Source organism: Nocardioides humilatus, from assembly GCF_008373755.1.
Taxonomy (GTDB): Bacteria; Actinomycetota; Actinomycetes; order Propionibacteriales; family Nocardioidaceae; genus Nocardioides; species Nocardioides humilatus.
The window spans coordinates 67,705-87,705 of record NZ_VUJV01000007.1 but is presented as its reverse complement, the minus strand read 5'-3'; the positions used below and the strand labels follow the sequence as shown (position 1 = coordinate 87,705).

The window sequence follows — 20,001 nt, the reverse complement described above, 5'->3', positions numbered from 1 at the left end:
CCCCATGACCGATGCTCGCCCGTTCGACACGATCCTGCGCAACGGCCGTTACTTCGATGGCACCGGCGCGCCAGCGCCGATCCGCGACGTCGGCATCCGCGACGGCCGGGTGGCCGCCGTGTCCGCCGCGCCGCTCGACGAGACCGGGTGCCCGCGCGTCATCGACGCGACCGACCGCTGGGTCCTGCCGGGCATGGTCGACATCCACACGCACTACGACGTCGAGGTGCTGCGAGGGCCGGGCCTGACCGAGTCCCTGCGCCACGGAGTCACGACGATCCTGCTGGGCTCGTGCTCGCTCTCGACGGTCCACGTCGACCCGGTCGACGCGGGCGACCTGTTCGGGCGCGTCGAGGCGATCCCGCGGCGACACGTGATCGACCACCTCACGGCCGCTCGACAATCGGCGGACTGGTCGTCCGCGAGCGACTACGTCGACGCCCTCGAGCGGCTTGCCCTCGGACCCAACCTCGCGGCCTTCGTCGGCCACTCCGACCTGCGGACGGCGACGATGGGGCTCGACCGCGCGACCCGGCCCGAAGTGCGCCCGAGCGCCGCGGAGCAGGCGCAGATGGAGCAGTGGCTGACCGAGGCCCTCGATGCCGGGTTCGTCGGCATGTCGGCCCAGCAGCTGCTCTTCGACAAGCTCGACGGCGACCGGTGCCGCTCACGGACCCTGCCGTCGACCTACGCCAAGGGCCGCGAGATGCGCAGGCTCCGCAAGGTCTTGCGCGAGCGCGGCCGCGTCATCCAGGCCGGCCCGGACGCCTCCCACCCCCACACGATCCTGCTGCAGGCGTTGGCCTCAATCGGAGGGCCGCGACGCAAGCCGCTCAAGACCAGCCTGCTCTCGGCCGCGGACATCAAGGCGATCCCGTTCGTCATCCACCTGATGCGCGGCCTGGCCGGCACCGTCAACCGTCTCGACGCCGACTTCCGCTGGCAGCACCTGCCGGTGCCGTTCGAGGTCTACGCCGACGGCATCGACCTGGTGATCTTCGAGGAGTTCGGCTCGGGCGCCCAGGCCCTCCACCTTTCCGAGAAGCTGGCCCGCGACGAGCTGATGCGCGACCCCGCCTACCGCACCCGCTTCCGCAAGGACTACGAGTCGAAGTACGGCCCCCGCGTGTGGCACCGCGACTTCTTCGACGCCGAGATCGTGGCGTGTCCCGACGCCTCGGTGATCGGCAAGTCCTTCGGCCAGGTCGGCGTCGAGCGCGGCGGCGCCCACCCTGTCGATGCGTTCCTCGACCTCGTGCTCGAGCACGGCACCGACATCCGCTGGCGCACCACGATCTCGGGCCACCGACCCAAGGTGCTGCGCAAGATCGCCCAGGAGAAGGGCGTCCAGATGGGCTTCTCCGACGCCGGCGCCCACCTGCGCAACATGGCGTTCTACAACTTCGGCCTACGCCTGCTCAAGCACGTGCGCGACGCCGAGCGCGCCGGCCAGCCGTTCCTCACGGCCGAGCAGGCGGTGCACCGGCTCACCGGCGAGCTCGCCGAGTGGTACGACCTCGACGCCGGCCGGATCCGCGAGGGCGACCGGGCGGACCTGATGGTCCTCGACCCCGAGCGCCTCGACAGCTCGCTGGAGGACTACCACGAGGCTCCGGCGCCGGAGTACGGCGGCCTGGCGCGCATGGTCAACCGCAACGACGCCACCGTCGCAGCAGTGTTCGTCGGCGGTGAGCCGGTCTTCCTCGACGGCGAGCCGACCGAGCTGGTCGGCCGCCGTCGTACCGGCGTCTTCCTCCGGGCCGGCCAGGCCAACCCGGTGGCGGCTGAGACCCTGGCCCAGACCGCGGAGGCTCAGGCGCCGAACGCGTGGGTGGAGGTCACTCCCCCGTCGACCGCGATCTCCGCGCCGTTGATGTAGGACGCCTCGTCGCTGGCGAGGAACACGTAGACCGGAGCGATGTCCTCGGGCGTGCCGACGCGGCGCAGCGGCACCTTGGACGCACCGAACTCCATCGCAGCGTCGCCGCCGTGCACCCGCGTCATCGGGGTGTCGATCATGCCGGGGTGCACCGAATTGACCCGGATCTTCTTCGGGCCGAGCTCCATCGCCGCGCACTTGGTCATGCCGCGGATCGCCCACTTGGTGGCGGCGTAGGCCGTGCACGACGGCATCCCGGCCAAGCCCTCCACCGAGGAGGCGTTGATGATCGAACCGCCGCCGTTCTTGCGCATGGTGCGCGCGACAGCCTGCATGCCGAGGAAGACGCCGATCTGGTTGACGTTGACCAGGAGCTGAAACTCCTCGAGGGGCATGTCCTCGATCCGCCCGAACCGCAGCAGGCCCGCGTTGTTGGCCAGCACGTTGACCGGACCGAACCGCTCGTTGGTGTCCTCGACGAGGGTCGCCCAGGAGGCCGCGTCGCTCACGTCGTGGTGGGCGAAGTGTGCGTTGGCGCCCAGTTCATCGGCGAGCGCCTGGCCGGCCTCCTTCGCCACGTCGGCGATGACGACCTTGGCCCCCTCGGCCACGTAGGCGCGCGCGATCTCCGCACCCTGTCCCATCGCGCCGCCGGTGACGATGGCGACCTTGTTGTCGAGACGTCCCATTTCGAGTCCTTCTAAACCGTGAGCTGCATGATCGAGTCCGCGGCGAAGCCGTCGGAGGGGTCGCGGTCGGCGAAGTAGCCGCCGAGCTGCTTGTCGAGGTCATCCGGCGTCCAGAGGTCGCCGGAGGCGTCGAACCGCTGCGCCACGACAGGTGCGGCGACCACGGCCACCATGCCGCCGTAGACGACGAAAACCTGCCCGGTCACCCGCTCGGCCGCCGGTGAGGCCAGGTAGGCGACGAGCGGCGCGACGTGGTCGGGCGAGTAGGGATCAACCGCCTGGCCGGACTGGTCCTCACCGAAGACGTCGGCCGTCATGGCCGTGCGGGCGCGCGGGCAGATCGCGTTGGCGCGCACGCCGATCCGCGACAGACCCCGCGCCGTCGAGAGAGTCAGGGCGGCTATGCCGGCCTTGGCCGCGGCGTAGTTGGGCTGGCCCGGGGAGCCGCCGAGGAAGGCCTCGGACGCCGTGTTGATGACGCTGCCGTAGACGGCAGCCCCCGACTCCTTCGACTTGCCCCGCCAATAGGACGCCGCGTTGCGGCTCAGCAAGAAGTGACCCCGGAGGTGCACCGCGATAACGGCGTCCCACTCCTCATCGGCCATGTTGAAGAGCATCCGGTCGCGCGTCATCCCGGCGTTGTTGACGACGATGTCGAGACTGCCGAAACCGTCGACAGCGGCAGCGACCATCGCGTCAGCGGTCTCCCGCTGGCTGACGTCGCCGGCGACGACCGTCGCCTCGCCACCACGGCTGCGGATCTCCTCCGCGACCTCCTCGCCCGCACCGGGCAGGTCGTTGATGACGACCCGCGCGCCGGCGTCGGCGAGGGCCAGCGCCTCGGCGCGCCCCAGACCCGCTCCGGCACCGGTGACGATCGCGACCTTGCCGTCGAGATCCGTGCTCACTCGCCGTCCTCCACCAAGAAGATGGCGGCGCGCGGGCACGCGGCAGCGGCCTGCCGGACGCGCTGCTCGTTCTCGGCGGTCACGTCGTCGGTGTTGAGCTGCAGGAAGTCGTCGTCGTCCAGCTCGAACACGTCGGGGGCGAGCGCCTCGCACATCGCGTTGGACTCGCAGAGGTCGAAGTCGACCTTGATCTTCATTTCTTGTCTCCTCACACCATCTTGCGGTGGTCCCAGGTGGCGACATGATCGGGGTGGATGATCACGGCCACGCGCTTTTGTGCCTGCTTCTCGACGGTCTCCCGGCCGAAGTCCCCGAGCGCCTCGAAGGACTCGGCATTGAGCATCCGGGTCGCGACCTCCGAGCCGATCGAGAAGATGGCGTCGTAGTCGCGCACGATCTCGGCCTTGCCCTGGATCGAGACGCCCCGCAGCTCGAAGTAGTCGACCCCGTCCTCGACGAGCGCAGTGACCCGCGGGTCGCGCTCGAGGTTGAGGATCTTCTGGCTGCGACCGTAGGTCCAGAACGCGATTTTGCCGTCGCGCACGATGTAGAACAGCGTCGTCAGGTGCGGCACGCCGTCGGGGCCGTTGCTCGCGACCTGCACCTTGAGGTTCTCCCCGAGGAGCTCGGTCACCTCCGCGTCCGTCAGCTTGACCGCGTCGCGTCCACTGGCCATGGGTTCAGGATCCTTCCGAGGAGTGTCCGGGGAAGACGTGCGCGGACGGGTCGATGACGACGGCGGCGTTGTTGACGGCGGTGGCCGCCTCGCCGAAGCCGACCGCGATCAACCGGACCTTCCCGGGGTAGTCGGTGATGTCGCCCGCGGCGAAAACGCGGTCGAGGTTGGTCCGCATGGACGAGTCGACGACCAGGTGTCGCTTCACGGTCTCGATGCCCCACTGCTGCAGCGGGCCGAGGTCGGCGATGAAACCGAGCGCGGCGACGACCGCCTGGGTCTTGCGGGTCGTGGCCTCGCCGTCAACGGTGATCTCCACCTCGGCGAGGGCTCCCTCGTGCCCGCCGGCGGCGTCGCGCAGGGCGGTGACCTCGGCCTTGGTGATGATCTCCACCGAGGATGCGCGCACCTGCTCCACCGTGCGGGCGTGGGCCCGGAAGGCGTCGCGTCGGTGCACGAGGGTCACGGAGTTGGCGACCGGCTCGAGGTGCAGTGCCCAGTCGAAGGCGCTGTCGCCACCGCCGACGATGAGGACGTCCTTGCCGACGTACGGCTCGAAGCTCGGCACGAAGAACTCAACACCGCGCCCCAGCCACTCGCTACCGGCCGGGAGCGGTCGGGGGCTGAACTTGCCGATGCCCGCCGTGATGATCATGACCTTCGCACGCACCGAGCTGCCGTCGTCGAGGCCGAGCGTGACGCCGTCGGCGTCGTGCTCGAGCGTCGTGGCCGTCCGGTCGAGCAAGTACGTCGGCGATGCCGCCGCGGCCTGCTCCACCAGTCCCGCGACCAGGTCGCGGCCCTTGACGTTGGGGAAGCCAGCGACGTCGAGGATCGCCTTCTCGGGATACATCGCCGTGATCTGGCCGCCGAGCTCCGGCAGCGAGTCGACGACCGCTACCCGCAGGCCACGGAAGCCCGCGTAGTAGGCAGCGAACAGCCCGGTCGGGCCGGCGCCCACGATGACCAGGTCATGCTCCACGGAAGAAACTGTAACGTGTTCTACTTCTTCGTGGGGCATGTCCCACCCTCCGTCTTCGTAGTTGGGTGCCGACCTATTTGGTGTCGACTCCGTCGACCAGCCAGCCGGTGTCGGTGTGGACCATGGTCATCAGCGCCCGATAGGGCGTGTAGGTCGAGGTGCCGTCCTTGCCCTCGCCACGGAAGACGTACTGGTTGAGGAAGATCAGCGCCTCGAGGGTGGTCTCGTTGGCCCGCACGACGCTCTGGGCGACGACCCGGACCTGGACCTCGGTCTTCTTGCGGACGAACTCCGCCTTGACGTCCTCGGCGGTCGTCTTGAACTCAGCGCCGAAGTCCTCGGTCATCAGCGCGACCGCGTCATCGACCCCTTCGTCGTAGGTCTTCCAGTTGCGGGCGAACATCACCTGTGCGGCCGCAGCCGCGGCCTCCACGCCACCTTGGACCGAGACCTCGTTGAGCACGACCGGGCGACCGGGCGGCACCGCGATCGGGCCGTCCGACTTGTCCTCGGTGCTGGACGGCGTCGAGGAGACGGCTTCGTCGCGCACGGCGCTCCAGATGAACCAACCGCACTGCAGGACGAGCAGCAGCACCAAGATGCCGACCACGGCCAGCAAGGTGGACGTGCGGCCGGAGGGACCGTCCGGCGGGACGACCGGCTTCGCCGACGGGGCGGGCGGCGCCGGCTTCGCCGGCTCGATCGGCTTGGTCAGCTCGACCGGCTCCGGCTTCTTGGGCGCGCTGGGCAACGTCGCGTCGGTGTCAGGCGCCGTGGTCTCGGCGCCGGCGTCGGCGACGGTGTCGTCACGTCCGGCGATCTTGCGCGGTCGCGACGTGGTCGTGCGCGACGGACGGCGGGGGGTCGAGCGGCTCATCGGAGGATCACCTGACGTACTGGAGGTCGCGGGTCAACCACTGGCCATCGACGAGGGCGACCTCGAGCTGGAGCCGGTAGGTACGGGCGACGGGTTCGAAGTCGGTCTCCTTGTTGGCGACCGTGCCATTGGTCGCGATGACCACGGTGGCACTGTCCTCGTCACCGGCGACCAGGCCGGCCCACTCGACCTCGCCGGTCTGCGTGGCCTCGGCCCGCCTGACCAGCTTGGCCAGGTCGGCGGCCGCTGCGGTGTACTGCTTGAGGAACGGGCCGGTCGCCAGCGCCTTGACCGCCTCGATGTTGGCCTCGATCTCGTCGTGGTCGAGGTTGAGGAAGGCGTTGGCCATCTTGGTGGCCGCCTCGATCTGGTCGGCGGTGCGCACCTGCTCGGCCTCGGGCGCGGCTTCCATCGCGGAGACGACGCCGTTGCCGACGTCCTCACCCGCCCGGGCGCTCCCCTCGCTCTGGCGCTCGATCGTCACCACCGAGCCGATGCGGTCGAAGAAGCCGTCGGTGTCGGCCGCGTCGGACCGGTTGCCGTAGGTCTCGTCCATCAGCCACGCCAAGGCGGTCACGGTCAGCGCGCAGACCACGACCGCGGCCACGAGGACCTGGTTCAGACGGGACCTGCTGCGCGCTTCTCCCTTCCCGGCCGAGCCAGGTGTCAACGGGTCACCGGACCCACGAGCAGCCACTTCCACGCATCCCCTCCCAGGACGGACAAGTTCCCCGGCTGCCGGAACAGCATCTGGCGGTCCTCGTCATCACGCAGCCCGGGGACCAGCCCGGTAGCCGGGTCGTAGGCGCCACTGTAGACGCGAGGCGTCGAGGCGTTGCCACGACGGGCCGGGACATACTTGGGGCCCCGCATCACGTACGGCGCCGGAGAGTTGCACTTGGCGTGGAAGTACGGCGCGTCGGTCCGGTCCTGGGGGTCACGCCACTGGCTCGGCGGCAAGAAGCCGTCGGTGCACGGCGGAACCGAGTAGTCGAACTGCAGGTTGATGTGACCGTAGCCGTCGCGCGTGCTCCCGGTGGGACCACCGGCGATGAGCGTCGGATAGGTGACCAGCAGCTGCTCGAGCCCGGCGATGTTGGCCAGGACGATCTGGTCGACGCTGACGAGGTCGCCGAGGAGCACGGGCAGGGTCGGCTCGAGGTCCTCCAGCAGCTTCTGGAGCTCGCGCGACGCGCCGGGCGTGGCCGAGAGCACCGTCCGCAGGTCCTTGTCGCTCCCCCGCAACGCTGCGGTGATCGTGGCCAGGTCGTGGGCGAAGGAGCGGATGTTCTCGCGCTGTCCCTGCTGGGTGCGCAGGACCGTCAGACCGTTGCGCAGCAGCGCAATCGTCTCGTCGGTGTGAGCGGCAGCTTCGTCGATGAAGGCCGAACCGCTGTCGAGCATCGTCTGGAGGTCACGGCCGGTGTCGCCGAAGAGCGTGCCGAGCTCCTTGACCAGCACCCGCAGGCTCTCCTTGTCGACCGAGCCGACGAAGTCGTTGAGATCGACCAAGAGGTCGGCCTCGTCGACCGGGAGCGAGGACTCGTCACCCTCGAAGACGGTGCCGTCCTTGGCGTAGGGACCGTCCTCGTCCTCGGGCTGGAAGTCGAGGTACTGCTCCCCCACCGCCGATAGGTTGTGGACGTGCATCGAAGAGTCGGTCGGGAGCTTGATGTCCTCGTCGATGAGCATCTCGATGTCGATGCCCTCGGTCGTCGGGGTCATCTTGGTGACCTTGCCGATCTTGAAGCCGCGGTAGGTCACCTCGCTGCCCTCGAAGAGGCCGCCGGAGCCGGGGAGCTTGGCGGTGATCGTGTGCCCGCTCCCGGTGACCCGGTCGACCAGGCCGAGGTAGGTGGCGGTGATGTAGGTGATGCCGACCGCGCTGAGGATGACGAACGCCACCAGCCGGACCCGGACGCCGCGGCTGATCACGTGGTCACCCCCAAGACGTCGGACGGATCGTCGGCGGTCGCCGGATCGGCACCTCGCACGAGCTCCTCGGAGAGGCCGGTGACACCGCCGGTCAGACCGCCCCGGACGCCGTTGACCGCGCCGCGACCGAGCAGGTTGCCGAGATCGAGGTCGGGCAGCGCGTTGAGCAGCACGCACACCGGGCTGTCGTGGATGACCTCGTCGTTGCGGCACTGCCGCTTCAGGTCGGCCAGGAGGTTGGCGCTCTGGAGCACCTGCGCGCAGGCCGCACTGGTGAGGCTCCCGCTGCGCAGGCAGCGAGCGACCGCGTCGAGCACCTCGCCCGGGTCGGGGAGGTTGATGTCGGGGAGCCCGATCCCGCGCAGGAGGTTGTCGAGGTTGAGGTCCACCGTCATCGTCGTGTCGGCGTAGTCACCCTCGACGATGTCGTTGGCAGCCTTGGGGAACGGGAAGCTGATCAGCAGGTTGAGACCGGGGCCTAGCGTGTGGCCCGCCTGGTGGAGGCCGTCGAGCACCGGGTAGAGGTGCTCGAGCATCTTGAGCACGTCTTCCTTGCTCGCGTTGATGACCCGCGTGCCGACCCGGCCGAGCTCCTGCAGGGCGCCGAGCATGTCGATCAGCTCGTCGTGCTGGTCCGCCAGTACGTCGATCGCAGGACCGACCGCGTCGAGCGCGTCACCGATGACGTCCTTCTCGGCGTTGAGCGTCGCGGTCAGGTTGTTCATCGACTCCAGCGCGTGGATGATGTCGACCTTCTGGTCATCGAGTGTCCCGACGACGCCCTCGAGCGAGCCGAGCAGCGCCTTGAGGCGGTCCTCCCGGCCCGACATCACCATGTTGGCTTCGCGGGTGATCGTGCCGAGCTGGGCCACCCCGCCGCCGCTGAGCAGGAACGACAGCGCTCCGAGGACCTCTTCGACCTCCGGGTTGCGGCCGGTCCTCGCCAGGTCGATCTTGTCGTCCTGGCCCAGCCGGCCCGTGGGCTCCTGCTCGGTCGGCTCCTCCAGCGAGACGTACTTCTCGCCCAGCAGCGACACCTGCTGGATGTCGGCGATGACGTTGTCGGGCAGGACGACGTCCTCGCGGATCCGCAAGGTGACGGTGGCGTGCCACCCGGTCCGCTCGACCTCGGTCACCTCGCCGACGACGACGTCGTCGACCATCACCGGTGAGCGCGGCACGACGTTGAGCACGTCCGCGAACTCCGCTGTCACCTCGTAGGCGTCGTCGGCGTCGACCGGCGAGCCGGGCAGCGGCAGGTCGTAGGCACCGTCGAAGTCGCACCCGGTGAGCAGCGTCGCGCCGAGCGCGCTCGCCAGCAACCAGCGCACGGGCTTGGTCATCGTCGTCACGACGCACCCCCGAGCATGCCGGCCAGGGACGGATCGGTCGCCGGGACGTAGGTCATGTCCGGGACGTCCGGCACGTTGACGACTCCGTTCTTGGACACCGCGGGCTTCGGGACGTACTGCTCATAACCCGGCGGCAGCGGCGGCAGGTTGTCGACGATCGGGCTGATCAGCTGGGCGATCAGGTCGCACGCAACGTCCTTGAGCGCACGCGGCACGCCCGGCGCCTGCTGGAGCAGACCGCAGATGAAGCCGTCGGCCGTCCAGATGTTGCCGGCGATGCCGACCCGGGAGTTCTGCGATCCGGTGCGGTGGTCGAAGCCGAGGTGCAGCGAGTCCATGGCCGTCGGCGCGATCTCCAGCGCCTTGCGGAGGTTGTCCTTCTCCGAGGCGATCGCGGACATCACCGAGCTGAGTTGGCGGATCGACTTGGAGAGTCCGTCACGGTTGTCCCGCACGAAGCTCTCCACGGAGCCGACGGCGCTCGCGACCGCGGCGACGGCCTGCTGGAGCTCGTCGCTCTCGTCAGCCAGCGTCTGCGAGACCCCGGCGAGGTCCTCCATGAACGCTCGCACGAGGGCGTCGTTGTCGGCGAGGGTCTCGGTGAACGACGCGAGATTGGTGACCGTCTCGAACAGGGGACCGGCACCGTCACCGAAGGTCTTTGCCGCGAGTGCGAGCTCCCGGATCATCTCGTTGCCCGCAGCACCCTGTCCCTGCAGCGCCTTCTGGCCGGCCTGAAGCAGGTGGTTGAGCGTGCCGTCCTTGTTGACCCCGTTGGGACCCAGCGCCACCGTGAGATCACGCAGGCTGCTGTAGATCCGGTCCAGCTCCACCGGAACCCCGGTGTCGGGCAGCTCGATCGTCGCGCCGTCCGCCATCGTCGGGCCGGCCCGGTAGACCGGCGTGAGCTGGATGAAGCGGTCCGCGACCAGGGTCGGGGTGACGATGACGGCCTGCGCGTCGGCCGGGATGTCGTACGTCGCGTCGTACTCCATGTCGACCCGTACGGCGTTGCCCGCCGGAGTCACCGCGGTGACCTCGCCGACGTTGACGCCGAGGATCCGCACGTCGGTGCCCTTGAACACGCTCACGGCCCGCGGGAACATCGCGGTCACGGTCTTGGTCTCTCGGCCGGACACGGTCACGTTGAGCACCGCGCCGACGGCGACGAGCAGGACGACCAGGAGGATGATCCTCCGGTCGATGCGGTCCCAGATCTTCTTCGCCATCACGGCCTCGTTCCGGGGACGAACTCGCCGGTCGGGAAACCGAGGATGTTGATCGCCAGGGCGTCGAACCACGGGCCGGTGCCGATGATGTTGCTGAGGATCTCCACGTACGGGCCTACCTGGTGCAAGGTCGCCTTGAGCTCGTTGCGCTTGTCGACCAGGACGCCGAGGAGTTCATTGACCTCGTTGAGAGCCGGGCCGATCTCCGCCTCGTTGTCGGTCGCCACGCCGCGCAGCTCGATCGCCAGCGTCCGCGCGTTGACCAGGAGCCGGTGGACCGCCTCCTTGCGCGAGCGCAGCTCCTTGAAGACCAGGTCGCTGTTGCGCATCAGGTCGACGATGTCGGCGCTGCGCCGATCCAGGACCTTGGTGACCTCCTGGGAGCTCTCGAAGAGCGTCTGGATCTGCTCGTCGCGCTGGGAGACGCTGCGGGACAGCCGGGCGATGCCGTCGAAGGCGGCCGCGATCTCCGGGGCCGAGTCGTTCATCGTCCCCGCCACCACGTCGAGCGCCTCGGAGAGCTTGTTGGTGTCGATCTTCTCGGTCGTGGTCGTCAGATCGCTGAACACCCCGACGATGTCGTAGGCCGCCTCGGTCTGGTCCAGCGGGAGGGTGCCGCCGCTCTTCAGCTGACCCTCGGCAGAGGGCTGGAGGTCGAGGAACTTCTCGCCGAGCAGGTTGAGGACCTCGATCGACGCGGTCGAGTCGGGTCCGAAGTCGACGTCGCCGCCGTCGACCTCGAACTTCACGACCACGCGGTCCTTGGTCTTGTCGTCGATGAAGACGTCGGTGACGCGGCCGACCTGGATCCCGCCGACCTGGACGATGTTGCCCTTGTGGATGCCACTGGCGTCGCTGAACTCCGCGTAGTAGGTCGTGCCGCGGAAGCCCGGGAACTTGCTCAGGTTGAACGTCGCAGCAGTGATGATCGCCATCACCACCAAGGTGATGACGCCGTAGCGCATCGTGCGGGACTGGCTGGCTCTCATCGGTCCTGACACCTCGGGGCGGTCGAGGTGAACTCGAAGTTGGCGAACGCGTTCTGGATCTGCTGAATGATCGGGATGTTGCCGAGGGCCGGCAGATCGAGCTTCACCGACGCTCCGCAGACGTAGTACTGGTACCAGGAGCCGTAGGTGCCGGTGCGGATCTGGTCGGACATGACCTCGGGCATGCGGTCGAGCAGGTCGACCACCTCGGCGCGCTGGTCAGGGTCGTTGAGCAACGCGGCGAGGTCGTGGAGGGCCGAGATGTCGCGCTTGAGCAGCGGCCGGCCGCGGTGGAGCAGGTCGGCGACGGTGACCGTCAGGTCGGAGATGTTGTCGAGCGATCCGCCGATCGTCTCGCGGTCCTTGGCGAGGTCCGTCATCCAGTCCTTGAGCTCGATGACCAGGTCGCTGAGCTGCTCGCGGCGCTTGCTGACCGTGTCGAGGGTCTCGGACAGGTTCGTGACGACCTGACCGATGAGCTGGTCCCGGTCGGCGAGCGCGGTCGTGAGCGATGCCGTGTGCTCGAGCAGGCCGCGGACCGTGCCGCCCTCGCCCTGCAGCACCTGGACCAGGTTGAGGCTGAGCTCGTTGACCTGGTCGGGCGTGAGCGCCTGGAAGAGCGGCTTGAAGCCGTCGAAGAGCACGGTGAGGTCGAGCGACGGGCTCGTGTGCTGCACCGGGATCGTGTCGCCCTCCTTCATCGGAGCGGCGGCGTCGGCGTTGTGGCCCTGCTCCAGCGCCAGGTAGCGGGCGCCGACGAGGTTGAGGAACCGGATCTCAGCCGTCGAGGAGGTCGTCAGCTCGATGTCGGCGTCGATCCGGAACTCGACCAGCGCCATCGAGCGCTCGTAGTGCTCGACGTTCTTGACCTCGCCGACACTGACGCCCGCGACGCGGACGTCGTCACCCTTCTTGAGCGTGCTCGCGTTGGTGAAGATCGCCTTGTAGGTCTTGCCGGGGCCGAGGCCGATGTTGCCCATGATCACCACGAGCAGGCCCGTGACGAGGACCGAGACGATGCTGAAGAACCCGAGCTTGATGGCGGCGGCCAGGAAGACGGAGTTACGGCTGTGGGTGGCGGTCATCCGGCGTGCTCCCCCTTCCGCACGACGGGCCCGTAGAGGAGCGACCCGAGGGCTCCGTAGGCGTCGGGTTCCTTGCCCGAACGGTCGGCGAGCAGCGCGTTGACGACCTCCTGGTCGCCCTCGCTCCCGGCGAAGCCGCTGGTGAGGTTGATGTCAGGGAGAGCGCCGAAGTTGGGGAGGATGCTCGTCGGAGGCGACTCGTCGATGTCGCTGCCGTTGTCGAGCGGCACCCGGTCGCCGGGGATCTTGAATCGCGGGAGTCCGAGGCACCACGGCCCGTGGCCGACCTCGCCGTACTCCATGAGGTCGCTCTCGTCGAAGTGCCGGTACTGCAACTGGCCGAACTCCATGTACTGCTTCACGACGTTGCCCTCGAACGTCTTGGACAGGATCGGGGCGTAGGCGGCCGCGCCCTTGAGCAGGCACGGGAGCTCAGGCGAGTAGGTGTCGAGCAGGGCAAGGACCGGCTCGGTCACACGTCCGACCTCGATGATGTTCTGCTCGTTGTCCCTCAGGATCCGGGTCGACGTGCGGGCCAGTCCAGCGAGGTCGGAGAAGAAGACGTCGAGGTCCTTGCGCTTCTGCACGATCGTCCGGCTGGTCACCGTCACGTTGTCCAGCGTGTCGAGCAGGTCGGGTGCAGCGAGGTCATAGGCGTCGGCCACGTCGGCCAGCGCGATCAGGTCCTCGCGCAGGGTCGGGAGCTCGTCGTCGATCACCGACAGGTAGGAGCCGAGCGAGTCCATCGTCTCGCCGATCTGCTCGCCGCGGCCCTCGAGCGCTGTCGCCAGCGCGTTGAGCGTCGCGTTGAGGTCGGCCGGCCGGACCGCCCGCAACAGCGGGAAGAGGTCGGCCATGATCTGGCTGAGCTCGACGTTGGTGTTGACCCGGTCTGACGAGATCACGTCGCCGTCGCTCAGGGAGGTCGAGGACGGCGATGCGGGCCGCTCAAGCGCGATGTACTTCTGGCCGAACAGGGTGGTCGGGAGGATCTCGACGGTGATGTTCTCCGGGATCTTCTTCGCAGCGTCGGGGTCGAGCGCGACCTCGATCGAGGCCTCTTCGCCGTCCTGGCCCACCTTGCGGACCTGGCCGACGAGGGCGCCGTTCATCCGGACGTCGCCGAACTTCGCGAGCTGGAGGCCCGCACGGTCGGCCTTGATCGTGATCGTCGTGGTCCGGTCGAAGTCCTTGTTGTAGATCGCGATCGACAAGTACACGAGCAGCGAGATCGTCAGGATGAAACCGATGCCGGCGATCAACAGTCGGTTGTGCTCCTTGGCGGAGTCGTGGTGGATGTTGACGAGCATCAGCCGGTGATCCTCACCGTCGTCGTCGATCCCCAGATCGCGAAGCTGAGGAAGAAGTCGGCCACCACGATCGTGACGATGCTGGTGCGGATCGCCTGACCCACGGCTCGACCGACGCCGGCCGGACCGCCCGAGGCCGTGTAGCCGTAGTAGCAGTGGATGAGGATGACCGCGACCGCCAAGAAGAGCAGCTTGAAGAACGACCAAAGCATGTCGATGGGTGGCAGGAACTGCAGGAAGTAGTGATCGTAGGTGCCGGCGGACTGCCCGTAGATGTAGACGACGATCAGTCGCGGAGAGAGGTACGACGCGCAGAGAGCCACGATGTAGAGCGGGATCACGGCCACGAACGCCGCGATGATCCGAGTGGTCACGAGGAAGGGCAGCGACGGGATCGCCATCACCTCGAGGGCGTCGATCTCCTCGGAGATCCGCATCGCGCCGAGCCGAGCGGTGTAACCGCAGCCGACGGTCGCCGCGAGCGCGATCGAGGACACCAGCGGTGCCACCTCGCGGGTGTTGAAGTAGGCCGAGATGAACGCGCTGAACTTCGCGACACCGATCTGGCTCAGCGACGCGTAGCCCTGCAGACCCACCTCGGTGCCCGCGAAGAACGACATGAAGGCGATGACGCCCACCGAGCCGGCGATGACGCTGAGGCCACCGGCGCCGAACGCGACCTCGGCCAGGGTGTTCCAGATCTCGCGGGGGTAGCGCTTGATCGCGGCAGGGACCCAGACCACGGCCTTGACGTAGAACAGAAGCTGGTCGCCGTACTGCTCCAGCGACTTGCGACGCCCTTGGACGGCGCCCGAGACGAGGTCGGTGATCACGGCCATGTCAGAGCCCCACCGGAGGAACGACCTGGAAGTAGATCGCGGAGATGACCGCGTTGAGGAAGAACAGCAGCATGAAGGCGACGATCACGGCCTCGTTGACCGCCCGGCCGACGCCCAGCGGTCCGCCGCCGGCGCCCAGGCCCTTGTAGGCGCCCACGATGGCAGCGAGCCAGCCGAAGATGATCGCCTTGACCATGGCGATGTAGAGGTCGGGGAGCGAGGCCAGAGCTGTGAAGGAGGAGAGGAAGGCTCCCGCCGATCCGCCCTGCACGATCACGGTGAAGAAGTAGCCGCCGCCGATGCCGGCGGTGATCACGATGCCGTTGATCATGAAGGCCACGAACATCGTCGCCACCACGCGCGGCACGACCAGCCGTTCGAGCGGATCGATGCCGAGGACCTCCATGGCATCAATCTCTTCCCTGATCTTGCGCGCGCCGAGGTCGGAGCAGATCGCGGAGCCCGCGGCGCCGGCGATGATCATCGCTGCGGCAATCGGCGCGGCCTCACGGACCGTGGCGAGCACGGCTGTCGCACCAGCGAAGGATTGCGCGCCGAGCTGGCCGGTCAGGTTGCCGACCTGGAGCGAGATCACAGCGCCGAACGGGATGGAGACCAGGATCGTCGGCATCAGGGTGACGCTGGTGATGAACCAGGCCTGCTCGACGAACTCTCGGAACTGGAAGGGCCGAGTGAAAGCCCTCTTGGTGATCTCGACCGCCATGACGGCGATCTCACCGGGTCCACGAATGACCGAAGCAGCGCTGAACGCCAACCCGGCCACCTCCCCTTGTTGATCTGACGTCGGGCCAATATTAGAACGTGTTCTCGTTCCTGGGTAAACGAACCACATTGTGACCCGTTACACAACTCGTAACGACAGCGTGTCGCCGTCGGTCACGCTAGCGGGTCAAATGACCTGGAGATGGTTCTTTCCTGGATCCGGACCCGGCCGCCGTACGATTCCCGACCGTGACCACCCCCGAGGCCGGACTCCGCGCCGTCGCCCGACACCCCTCTGCCGTCCTGCTCGCCGCGCAGCTCTTCGTCGTGCTCCTCTACCCCTTCCTCGACGGCTCCACCGCCGGGCGAGCCGTCGTCGGGGTGGTGCAGATGGGGGTTGTCCTCATCGCCGCCTGGGCGGTCCGGGCGACCCCGGCGCTCAGCTGGGTCGCGGTGGTCCTCGGGCTCCCGGCGATGGTGTTCGCGATCCTCGAGCCCGTGACCGGCGACCCCGACGCGGTGATCCTCGCGTCGGCCGCCTTTCACGTGCCCTTCTACCTCTTCGTCTCCTACGCGATGATCCGCTATCTCTTCCACGACGACGTCGTGACCCGCGACGAGCTCTACGCGGTCGGCGCGGCGTTCACCGTGGTCGCGTGGGCCTTCGCCTACGTCTACGCCGCCGCGCAGGTGCTGTGGCCCGGGTCGTTCATCGGCTACGGCACCGAGGCCGGCGACGCTGTCAGCTGGTTCGAGCTGCTCTTCTTGTCCTTCACCACGCTCACCAGCGTCGGCCTGTCCGACGTCTACCCCGTGCTCGACCACGCTCGATCACTCGTGATGATCGAGCAGGTCGCCGGCGTGCTCTACGTCGCCCTCGTGATCGCCCGGTTGGTCGGCCTCAGCCACGCGCGAAGGATCGAGCAGTAGCGCCGGCGCGCTACTTCGTGGCTTCGACCATCTGCCGCAGCTCCTTGCGGAGCTCGTTGATCTCGTCGCGCAACCGCGCCGCGAGCTCGAACTGCAGCTCGGCAGCAGCGCCCTTCATCTGGTCGGTGAGGTCCTGGATCAGCTCGGCGAGGTCGGAGCTCGGCAGTCCGGCCAGCTCGGCGGCGTGCTCGCCCGCGGCCCGCTCGCCGAGGGTCGGCACCGGCGCCCGCCGACCCTTCACTCCCCCGGCGCGACCACGGACCCCGGCATCGGCCCAGGTCTGCAACAGCTCCTGGGTCGTCTCGTCCTCGCGGGCGAGCATCTCGGTGATGTCGGCGATCTTCTTGCGCAGCGGTTGCGGGTCGACGCCGTGGAGCTCGTTGTAGGCGACCTGCTTGGCGCGCCGCCGGTTGGTCTCGTCGATGGCGGAAGCCATCGAGGGGGTGATCCGGTCGGCATACATGTGCACCTGGCCGGACACGTTGCGGGCCGCGCGCCCGATCGTCTGGATCAGCGACTTGTCGGAGCGCAAGAACCCCTCCTTGTCGGCGTCGAGGATCGACACCAGGGAGACCTCGGGGAGGTCGAGGCCCTCGCGCAGCAGGTTGATGCCGACGAGCACGTCGTAGGCGCCCAGTCGCAGGTCGCGCAGCAGCTCGATCCGCTTGAGCGTGTCGACCTCGGAGTGCAGGTAGCGGGTGCGGATGCCGGCGTCGAGCAGGTAGTCGGTCAGGTCCTCCGACATCTTCTTGGTGAGCGTCGTGACCAGCACCCGCTCGTTGCGCTCGGTGCGAAGCCGGATCTCGTGGATGAGGTCGTCGATCTGGCCCTTGGTCTGCTTGATGACGACCTCGGGATCGATCAGCCCGGTCGGACGGATGATCTGCTCGACGACGTCGCCCTGGACCTTGTCGAGCTCGTAATCACCCGGCGTGGCCGACAGGTAGATCGTCTGACCGATCCGGTCGAGGAACTCCTCCCACCGCAACGGGCGGTTGTCCATCGCGCTCGGCAGCCGGAAGCCGTGCTCGACGAGGTTGCGCTTGCGCGACATGTCGCCTTCGTACATCCCCCCGACCTGCGGGACAGCGACGTGAGACTCGTCGATGACCAGGAGGAAGTCCTCCGGGAAGTAGTCGATCAGGCAGTTGGGCGCGGATCCCCGGGACCGGCCGTCGATGTGCATCGAGTAGTTCTCGATGCCCGAGCAGGTGCCGATCTGGCGCATCATCTCGATGTCGTAGGTGGTGCGCATGCGCAGCCGCTGGGCCTCGAGCATCTTGCCCTGGCGCTCGAAGGTCGCGAGCTGGTCGGCCAGCTCGGCCTCGATGCCGTTGATCGCGCGCTCCATGCGCTCCGGACCCGCGACGTAGTGGCTCGCCGGGAAGACGTGGAGCTCGGTGTCCTCGGTGAGGACCTCCCCCGTGACCGGGTGGAGCGTCATCAGCCGCTCGATCTCGTCGCCGAAGAACTCCACCCGCACCGCGAGCTCCTCGTAGACCGGGAAGATCTCCAGGGTGTCACCGCGCACCCGGAAGGTGCCGCGGGTGAAGGACAGGTCGTTGCGCGTGTATTGGATGTCGACGAGGCGGCGCAGCACGCTGTCGCGGTCGTGCTCCTCGCCCACCCGCAGCCGCACCATGCGGTCGACGTATTCCTGGGGCGTGCCGAGGCCGTAGATGCACGACACCGTCGACACCACGATGACGTCGCGACGCGTCAGCAGGCTGTTGGTGGCCGAGTGACGCAGCCGCTCGACCTCCTCGTTGATCGAGCTGTCCTTCTCGATGTAGGTGTCGGTCTGAGGGACGTAGGCCTCGGGTTGGTAGTAGTCGTAGTAGGAGACGAAGTATTCGATCGCGTTCTTCGGGAAGAGCTGGCGCAGCTCATTGGCGAACTGCGCGGCAAGTGTCTTGTTGGGCTGGAGCACCAGCAGCGGACGCTGGACCTGCTCAGCCACCCAGGCGACCGTTGCGGTCTTGCCGGTGCCGGTGGCACCCAGGAGTACGACGTCCTGGGACCCGTTCTCGATGCGCTGGGTGATCTCGGCGATGGCGGCGGGCTGATCGCCGGAGGGCTGGTAGTCGGACTCCACCTTGAACGGGGCGACGCGACGCTCGAGGTCGGTGATCGGGCGCATGTGTCGAGCCTACGGGCGCCCACCGACGGTGGGTCAGGAGCGGGGGCGGTCGGGCTGCACCCGGAAGGTGCGCAGCGCCGTGGCGAGCATCCGGTAGTGCGCCACGATCATCACGATCTCGATCGCGGTGCGCTCGTCGTGGTCGGCGACCAGCGCTGCCCAACCGTCGTCGCTGAGGTCCTCGGTGGCCAGCAGCTCGTCGGCCGCCGCCAGCAGGGTCCGGTCGGCCGGATCCCATCCGTCGAGCCCACCGGCCTCGACCCGCGCGATCTCGTCCTTGGTGAGCCCGGCCCGCCGGGCGAGCGTGCGGTGCTGGGCGAGCTCGTAGTCGGACCCGCACGCGGTGGCGACCCGCAGGATCAGCAGCTCCGACTCCCGCCGCGGCAGCCGGCCCCCGGGCATCATCCGGCCCGCGAAGTGCAGCCAGCCCCAGAAGAGCCCGCGGTTGCGACCCAGGGTGCGAAACACCGCCGGCGACTCGGTGCCCGCGACCCGCCCTGCGGCGTAGGCGAAGGCGGCGACGAACGGACCCGTCTGCCGCCAGGTGCCGGGAGCGACCCGGGGCTCGGTGCTCACTGGAGGTCCGAACGGCGGGCCTGGTCGACGACCGGCAGCACCCGGTGGGCGCCCCAGTTGAATCCACGCATAGCGAGCGCGTAGCCCGGCGGGAAGTAGCGCTGCAGCAGGTGCACGAGCCTGATGTCGGCGGAGGTGTAGACCCAGTAGCGGTTGCGGAGGGCGCCCTTCCAGATGGCCTCGGCCGCCTTCTCGGGCGAGACCGCGTGGCGCTGGAACTGCCGACGTGCCTTCTGGAACCGGCGATCCGTCGAGTCGACGCCCGCGATCCGGATCGTCTGCACCAGCCCGGTGTCGACGCCTCCAGGGGCGACGAGGGTCACCCCGATCTTGTGACGGCGCAGGTCGTAGCGGAGCACCTCGGAGATCCCACGCAGGCCGAACTTCGTCGCGCTGTAGGCGGCGTGCCACGGCATCGCGATGATGCCGGCTGCGGAAGAGACGTTGACGAGCTGGCCGCCGCGGCCCGCGTCGATCATCGGCGGCAGGAACTCCTCGATCACGTGGATCGGGCCCATCAGGTTGACCTCGACCAGGGACCGCCAGTGCTCGTGCTCGAGCCCGCGCACCGTGCCCCAGATGGCGATGCCGGCGACGTTGAGCACGACGTCCATCGCGCCGGACGCCTCGGTCACCCGCTTCGCGAGGAGACGTACGGCGTCGTGGTCGGTGATGTCGGCGGCCTCGGCCACGACCACCCGGCCCCCGGCGGCACGTGCCTCGTCGGCCACCTGCGCGAGCTGCTCGGCCTGGATGTCGGTCAGGTGGAGGACGGCACCCTCCCGCGCAGCCTGGAGGGCGACAGCTCGGCCGATGCCGCTCGCGGCACCGGTGACGAAGACGTTCTTGCCCGCGAGATCGCGGACGGGGGGCCTCAGCATC

20 protein-coding genes are annotated in these 20,001 nt (G+C 68.4%); 2 read left to right on the top strand and 18 right to left on the bottom strand.

What is annotated here, in order from left to right; translation table 11 throughout:
* Positions 1–4 precede the first annotated feature (4 nt).
* Entirely contained in the window at positions 5–1,879 is a 1,875-nt protein-coding gene (locus F0U44_RS18860) for an N-acyl-D-amino-acid deacylase family protein (RefSeq protein WP_149729923.1), read from the top strand.
* On the opposite strand, the gene F0U44_RS18855 is transcribed toward F0U44_RS18860, so the two are convergent.
* The 15 genes from F0U44_RS18855 to F0U44_RS18785 all read right to left on the bottom strand — a co-directional run bounded on the left by F0U44_RS18855 (position 1,813) and on the right by F0U44_RS18785 (position 15,474).
* A complete protein-coding gene (locus F0U44_RS18855) occupies positions 1,813–2,568 on the bottom strand; it encodes a glucose 1-dehydrogenase (protein ID WP_149729922.1) in 756 nt (251 codons plus the stop codon). The two genes, F0U44_RS18860 and F0U44_RS18855, sit on opposite strands and share 67 nt — an antisense overlap.
* An 11-nt stretch (positions 2,569–2,579) precedes the next feature.
* Positions 2,580–3,476, bottom strand: a complete 897-nt coding sequence (locus F0U44_RS18850; protein ID WP_149729921.1) for a 3-oxoacyl-ACP reductase — start codon at positions 3,474–3,476, stop codon at positions 2,580–2,582.
* A complete protein-coding gene (locus tag F0U44_RS18845; protein ID WP_149729920.1) occupies positions 3,473–3,673 on the bottom strand; it encodes a ferredoxin in 201 nt (66 codons plus the stop codon). The genes F0U44_RS18850 and F0U44_RS18845 overlap by 4 nt, the downstream gene beginning before the upstream one ends.
* A gap of 11 nt (positions 3,674–3,684) precedes the next feature.
* A complete protein-coding gene (locus tag F0U44_RS18840; protein ID WP_149729919.1) occupies positions 3,685–4,152 on the bottom strand; it encodes a pyridoxamine 5'-phosphate oxidase family protein in 468 nt (155 codons plus the stop codon).
* Between the two features lie 4 nt (positions 4,153–4,156).
* Positions 4,157–5,134, bottom strand: coding sequence for an NAD(P)/FAD-dependent oxidoreductase (locus F0U44_RS18835; RefSeq protein ID WP_246160655.1), 978 nt, complete (start codon positions 5,132–5,134; stop codon positions 4,157–4,159).
* 73 nt (positions 5,135–5,207) lie between these two features.
* Positions 5,208–6,011 (bottom strand): hypothetical protein, encoded by an 804-nt coding sequence (locus F0U44_RS18830; protein WP_149729917.1) that lies wholly within the window; start codon positions 6,009–6,011, stop codon positions 5,208–5,210.
* Between the two features lie 7 nt (positions 6,012–6,018).
* Positions 6,019–6,618, bottom strand: a complete 600-nt coding sequence (locus tag F0U44_RS18825) for an Rv1363c family protein (RefSeq protein ID WP_149729916.1) — start codon at positions 6,616–6,618, stop codon at positions 6,019–6,021.
* A gap of 59 nt (positions 6,619–6,677) precedes the next feature.
* Positions 6,678–7,946 (bottom strand): MlaD family protein, encoded by a 1,269-nt coding sequence (locus F0U44_RS18820; protein ID WP_188113558.1) that lies wholly within the window; start codon positions 7,944–7,946, stop codon positions 6,678–6,680.
* Positions 7,943–9,289, bottom strand: coding sequence for an MCE family protein (locus F0U44_RS18815; protein ID WP_149730018.1), 1,347 nt, complete (start codon positions 9,287–9,289; stop codon positions 7,943–7,945). Before F0U44_RS18815 ends, F0U44_RS18820 begins: the two co-directional genes overlap by 4 nt.
* 5 nt (positions 9,290–9,294) lie before the next feature.
* A complete protein-coding gene (locus F0U44_RS18810; RefSeq protein WP_149729914.1) occupies positions 9,295–10,527 on the bottom strand; it encodes an MCE family protein in 1,233 nt (410 codons plus the stop codon).
* The gene (locus F0U44_RS18805) at positions 10,527–11,516 is read right to left on the bottom strand and encodes an MCE family protein (protein WP_149729913.1); all 990 of its coding nucleotides are present in this window, start codon (positions 11,514–11,516) and stop codon (positions 10,527–10,529) included. The genes F0U44_RS18810 and F0U44_RS18805 overlap by 1 nt, the downstream gene beginning before the upstream one ends.
* Positions 11,513–12,601, bottom strand: coding sequence for an MCE family protein (locus F0U44_RS18800; RefSeq protein ID WP_149729912.1), 1,089 nt, complete (start codon positions 12,599–12,601; stop codon positions 11,513–11,515). Before F0U44_RS18800 ends, F0U44_RS18805 begins: the two co-directional genes overlap by 4 nt.
* Entirely contained in the window at positions 12,598–13,911 is a 1,314-nt protein-coding gene (locus F0U44_RS18795) for an MCE family protein (protein WP_149729911.1), read from the bottom strand. Before F0U44_RS18795 ends, F0U44_RS18800 begins: the two co-directional genes overlap by 4 nt.
* On the bottom strand, positions 13,911–14,750 hold the full coding sequence (locus F0U44_RS18790; RefSeq protein WP_149729910.1) for an MlaE family ABC transporter permease: 840 nt from the start codon (positions 14,748–14,750) through the stop codon (positions 13,911–13,913). The genes F0U44_RS18795 and F0U44_RS18790 overlap by 1 nt, the downstream gene beginning before the upstream one ends.
* Position 14,751: 1 nt before the next feature.
* Entirely contained in the window at positions 14,752–15,474 is a 723-nt protein-coding gene (locus F0U44_RS18785; RefSeq protein WP_188113557.1) for an MlaE family ABC transporter permease, read from the bottom strand.
* Between the two features lie 248 nt (positions 15,475–15,722).
* On the opposite strand from F0U44_RS18785, the gene F0U44_RS18780 reads away from it, so the two are divergent.
* Positions 15,723–16,403, top strand: coding sequence for an ion channel (locus F0U44_RS18780; RefSeq protein WP_149729908.1), 681 nt, complete (start codon positions 15,723–15,725; stop codon positions 16,401–16,403).
* A gap of 10 nt (positions 16,404–16,413) precedes the next feature.
* Here F0U44_RS18780 and uvrB read toward each other — a convergent pair whose 3' ends face one another.
* From uvrB to F0U44_RS18765, 3 genes are read right to left on the bottom strand one after another with little or no spacing between them, the layout of a single operon-like run.
* A complete protein-coding gene (gene uvrB, locus F0U44_RS18775) occupies positions 16,414–18,543 on the bottom strand; it encodes an excinuclease ABC subunit UvrB (RefSeq protein ID WP_149729907.1) in 2,130 nt (709 codons plus the stop codon).
* A gap of 33 nt (positions 18,544–18,576) precedes the next feature.
* Entirely contained in the window at positions 18,577–19,119 is a 543-nt protein-coding gene (locus F0U44_RS18770) for a carboxymuconolactone decarboxylase family protein (RefSeq protein ID WP_149729906.1), read from the bottom strand.
* Complete coding sequence (locus F0U44_RS18765; RefSeq protein ID WP_149729905.1) at positions 19,116–20,000, bottom strand: SDR family oxidoreductase; 885 nt, start codon at positions 19,998–20,000, stop codon at positions 19,116–19,118. Before F0U44_RS18765 ends, F0U44_RS18770 begins: the two co-directional genes overlap by 4 nt.
* Between the last annotated feature and the right edge of the window lies 1 nt (position 20,001).

Excerpts from the sequence above, each read along its gene's own strand:
- F0U44_RS18860 (WP_149729923.1), top strand. The coding sequence starts at position 5 with ATGACCGATGCTCGCCCGTTCGACACGATCCTGCGCAACGGCCGTTAC.
- F0U44_RS18855 (WP_149729922.1), bottom strand. The coding sequence starts at position 2,568 with ATGGGACGTCTCGACAACAAGGTCGCCATCGTCACCGGCGGCGCGATG.
- F0U44_RS18845 (WP_149729920.1), bottom strand. The coding sequence starts at position 3,673 with ATGAAGATCAAGGTCGACTTCGACCTCTGCGAGTCCAACGCGATGTGC.
- F0U44_RS18840 (WP_149729919.1), bottom strand. The coding sequence starts at position 4,152 with ATGGCCAGTGGACGCGACGCGGTCAAGCTGACGGACGCGGAGGTGACC.
- F0U44_RS18830 (WP_149729917.1), bottom strand. The coding sequence starts at position 6,011 with ATGAGCCGCTCGACCCCCCGCCGTCCGTCGCGCACGACCACGTCGCGA.
- F0U44_RS18815 (WP_149730018.1), bottom strand. The coding sequence starts at position 9,289 with ATGACCAAGCCCGTGCGCTGGTTGCTGGCGAGCGCGCTCGGCGCGACG.
- F0U44_RS18810 (WP_149729914.1), bottom strand. The coding sequence starts at position 10,527 with ATGGCGAAGAAGATCTGGGACCGCATCGACCGGAGGATCATCCTCCTG.
- F0U44_RS18805 (WP_149729913.1), bottom strand. The coding sequence starts at position 11,516 with ATGAGAGCCAGCCAGTCCCGCACGATGCGCTACGGCGTCATCACCTTG.
- F0U44_RS18800 (WP_149729912.1), bottom strand. The coding sequence starts at position 12,601 with ATGACCGCCACCCACAGCCGTAACTCCGTCTTCCTGGCCGCCGCCATC.
- F0U44_RS18795 (WP_149729911.1), bottom strand. The coding sequence starts at position 13,911 with ATGCTCGTCAACATCCACCACGACTCCGCCAAGGAGCACAACCGACTG.
- F0U44_RS18790 (WP_149729910.1), bottom strand. The coding sequence starts at position 14,750 with ATGGCCGTGATCACCGACCTCGTCTCGGGCGCCGTCCAAGGGCGTCGC.
- F0U44_RS18785 (WP_188113557.1), bottom strand. The coding sequence starts at position 15,474 with ATGGCGGTCGAGATCACCAAGAGGGCTTTCACTCGGCCCTTCCAGTTC.
- uvrB (WP_149729907.1), bottom strand. The coding sequence starts at position 18,543 with ATGCGCCCGATCACCGACCTCGAGCGTCGCGTCGCCCCGTTCAAGGTG.
- F0U44_RS18765 (WP_149729905.1), bottom strand. The coding sequence starts at position 20,000 with ATGCTGAGGCCCCCCGTCCGCGATCTCGCGGGCAAGAACGTCTTCGTC.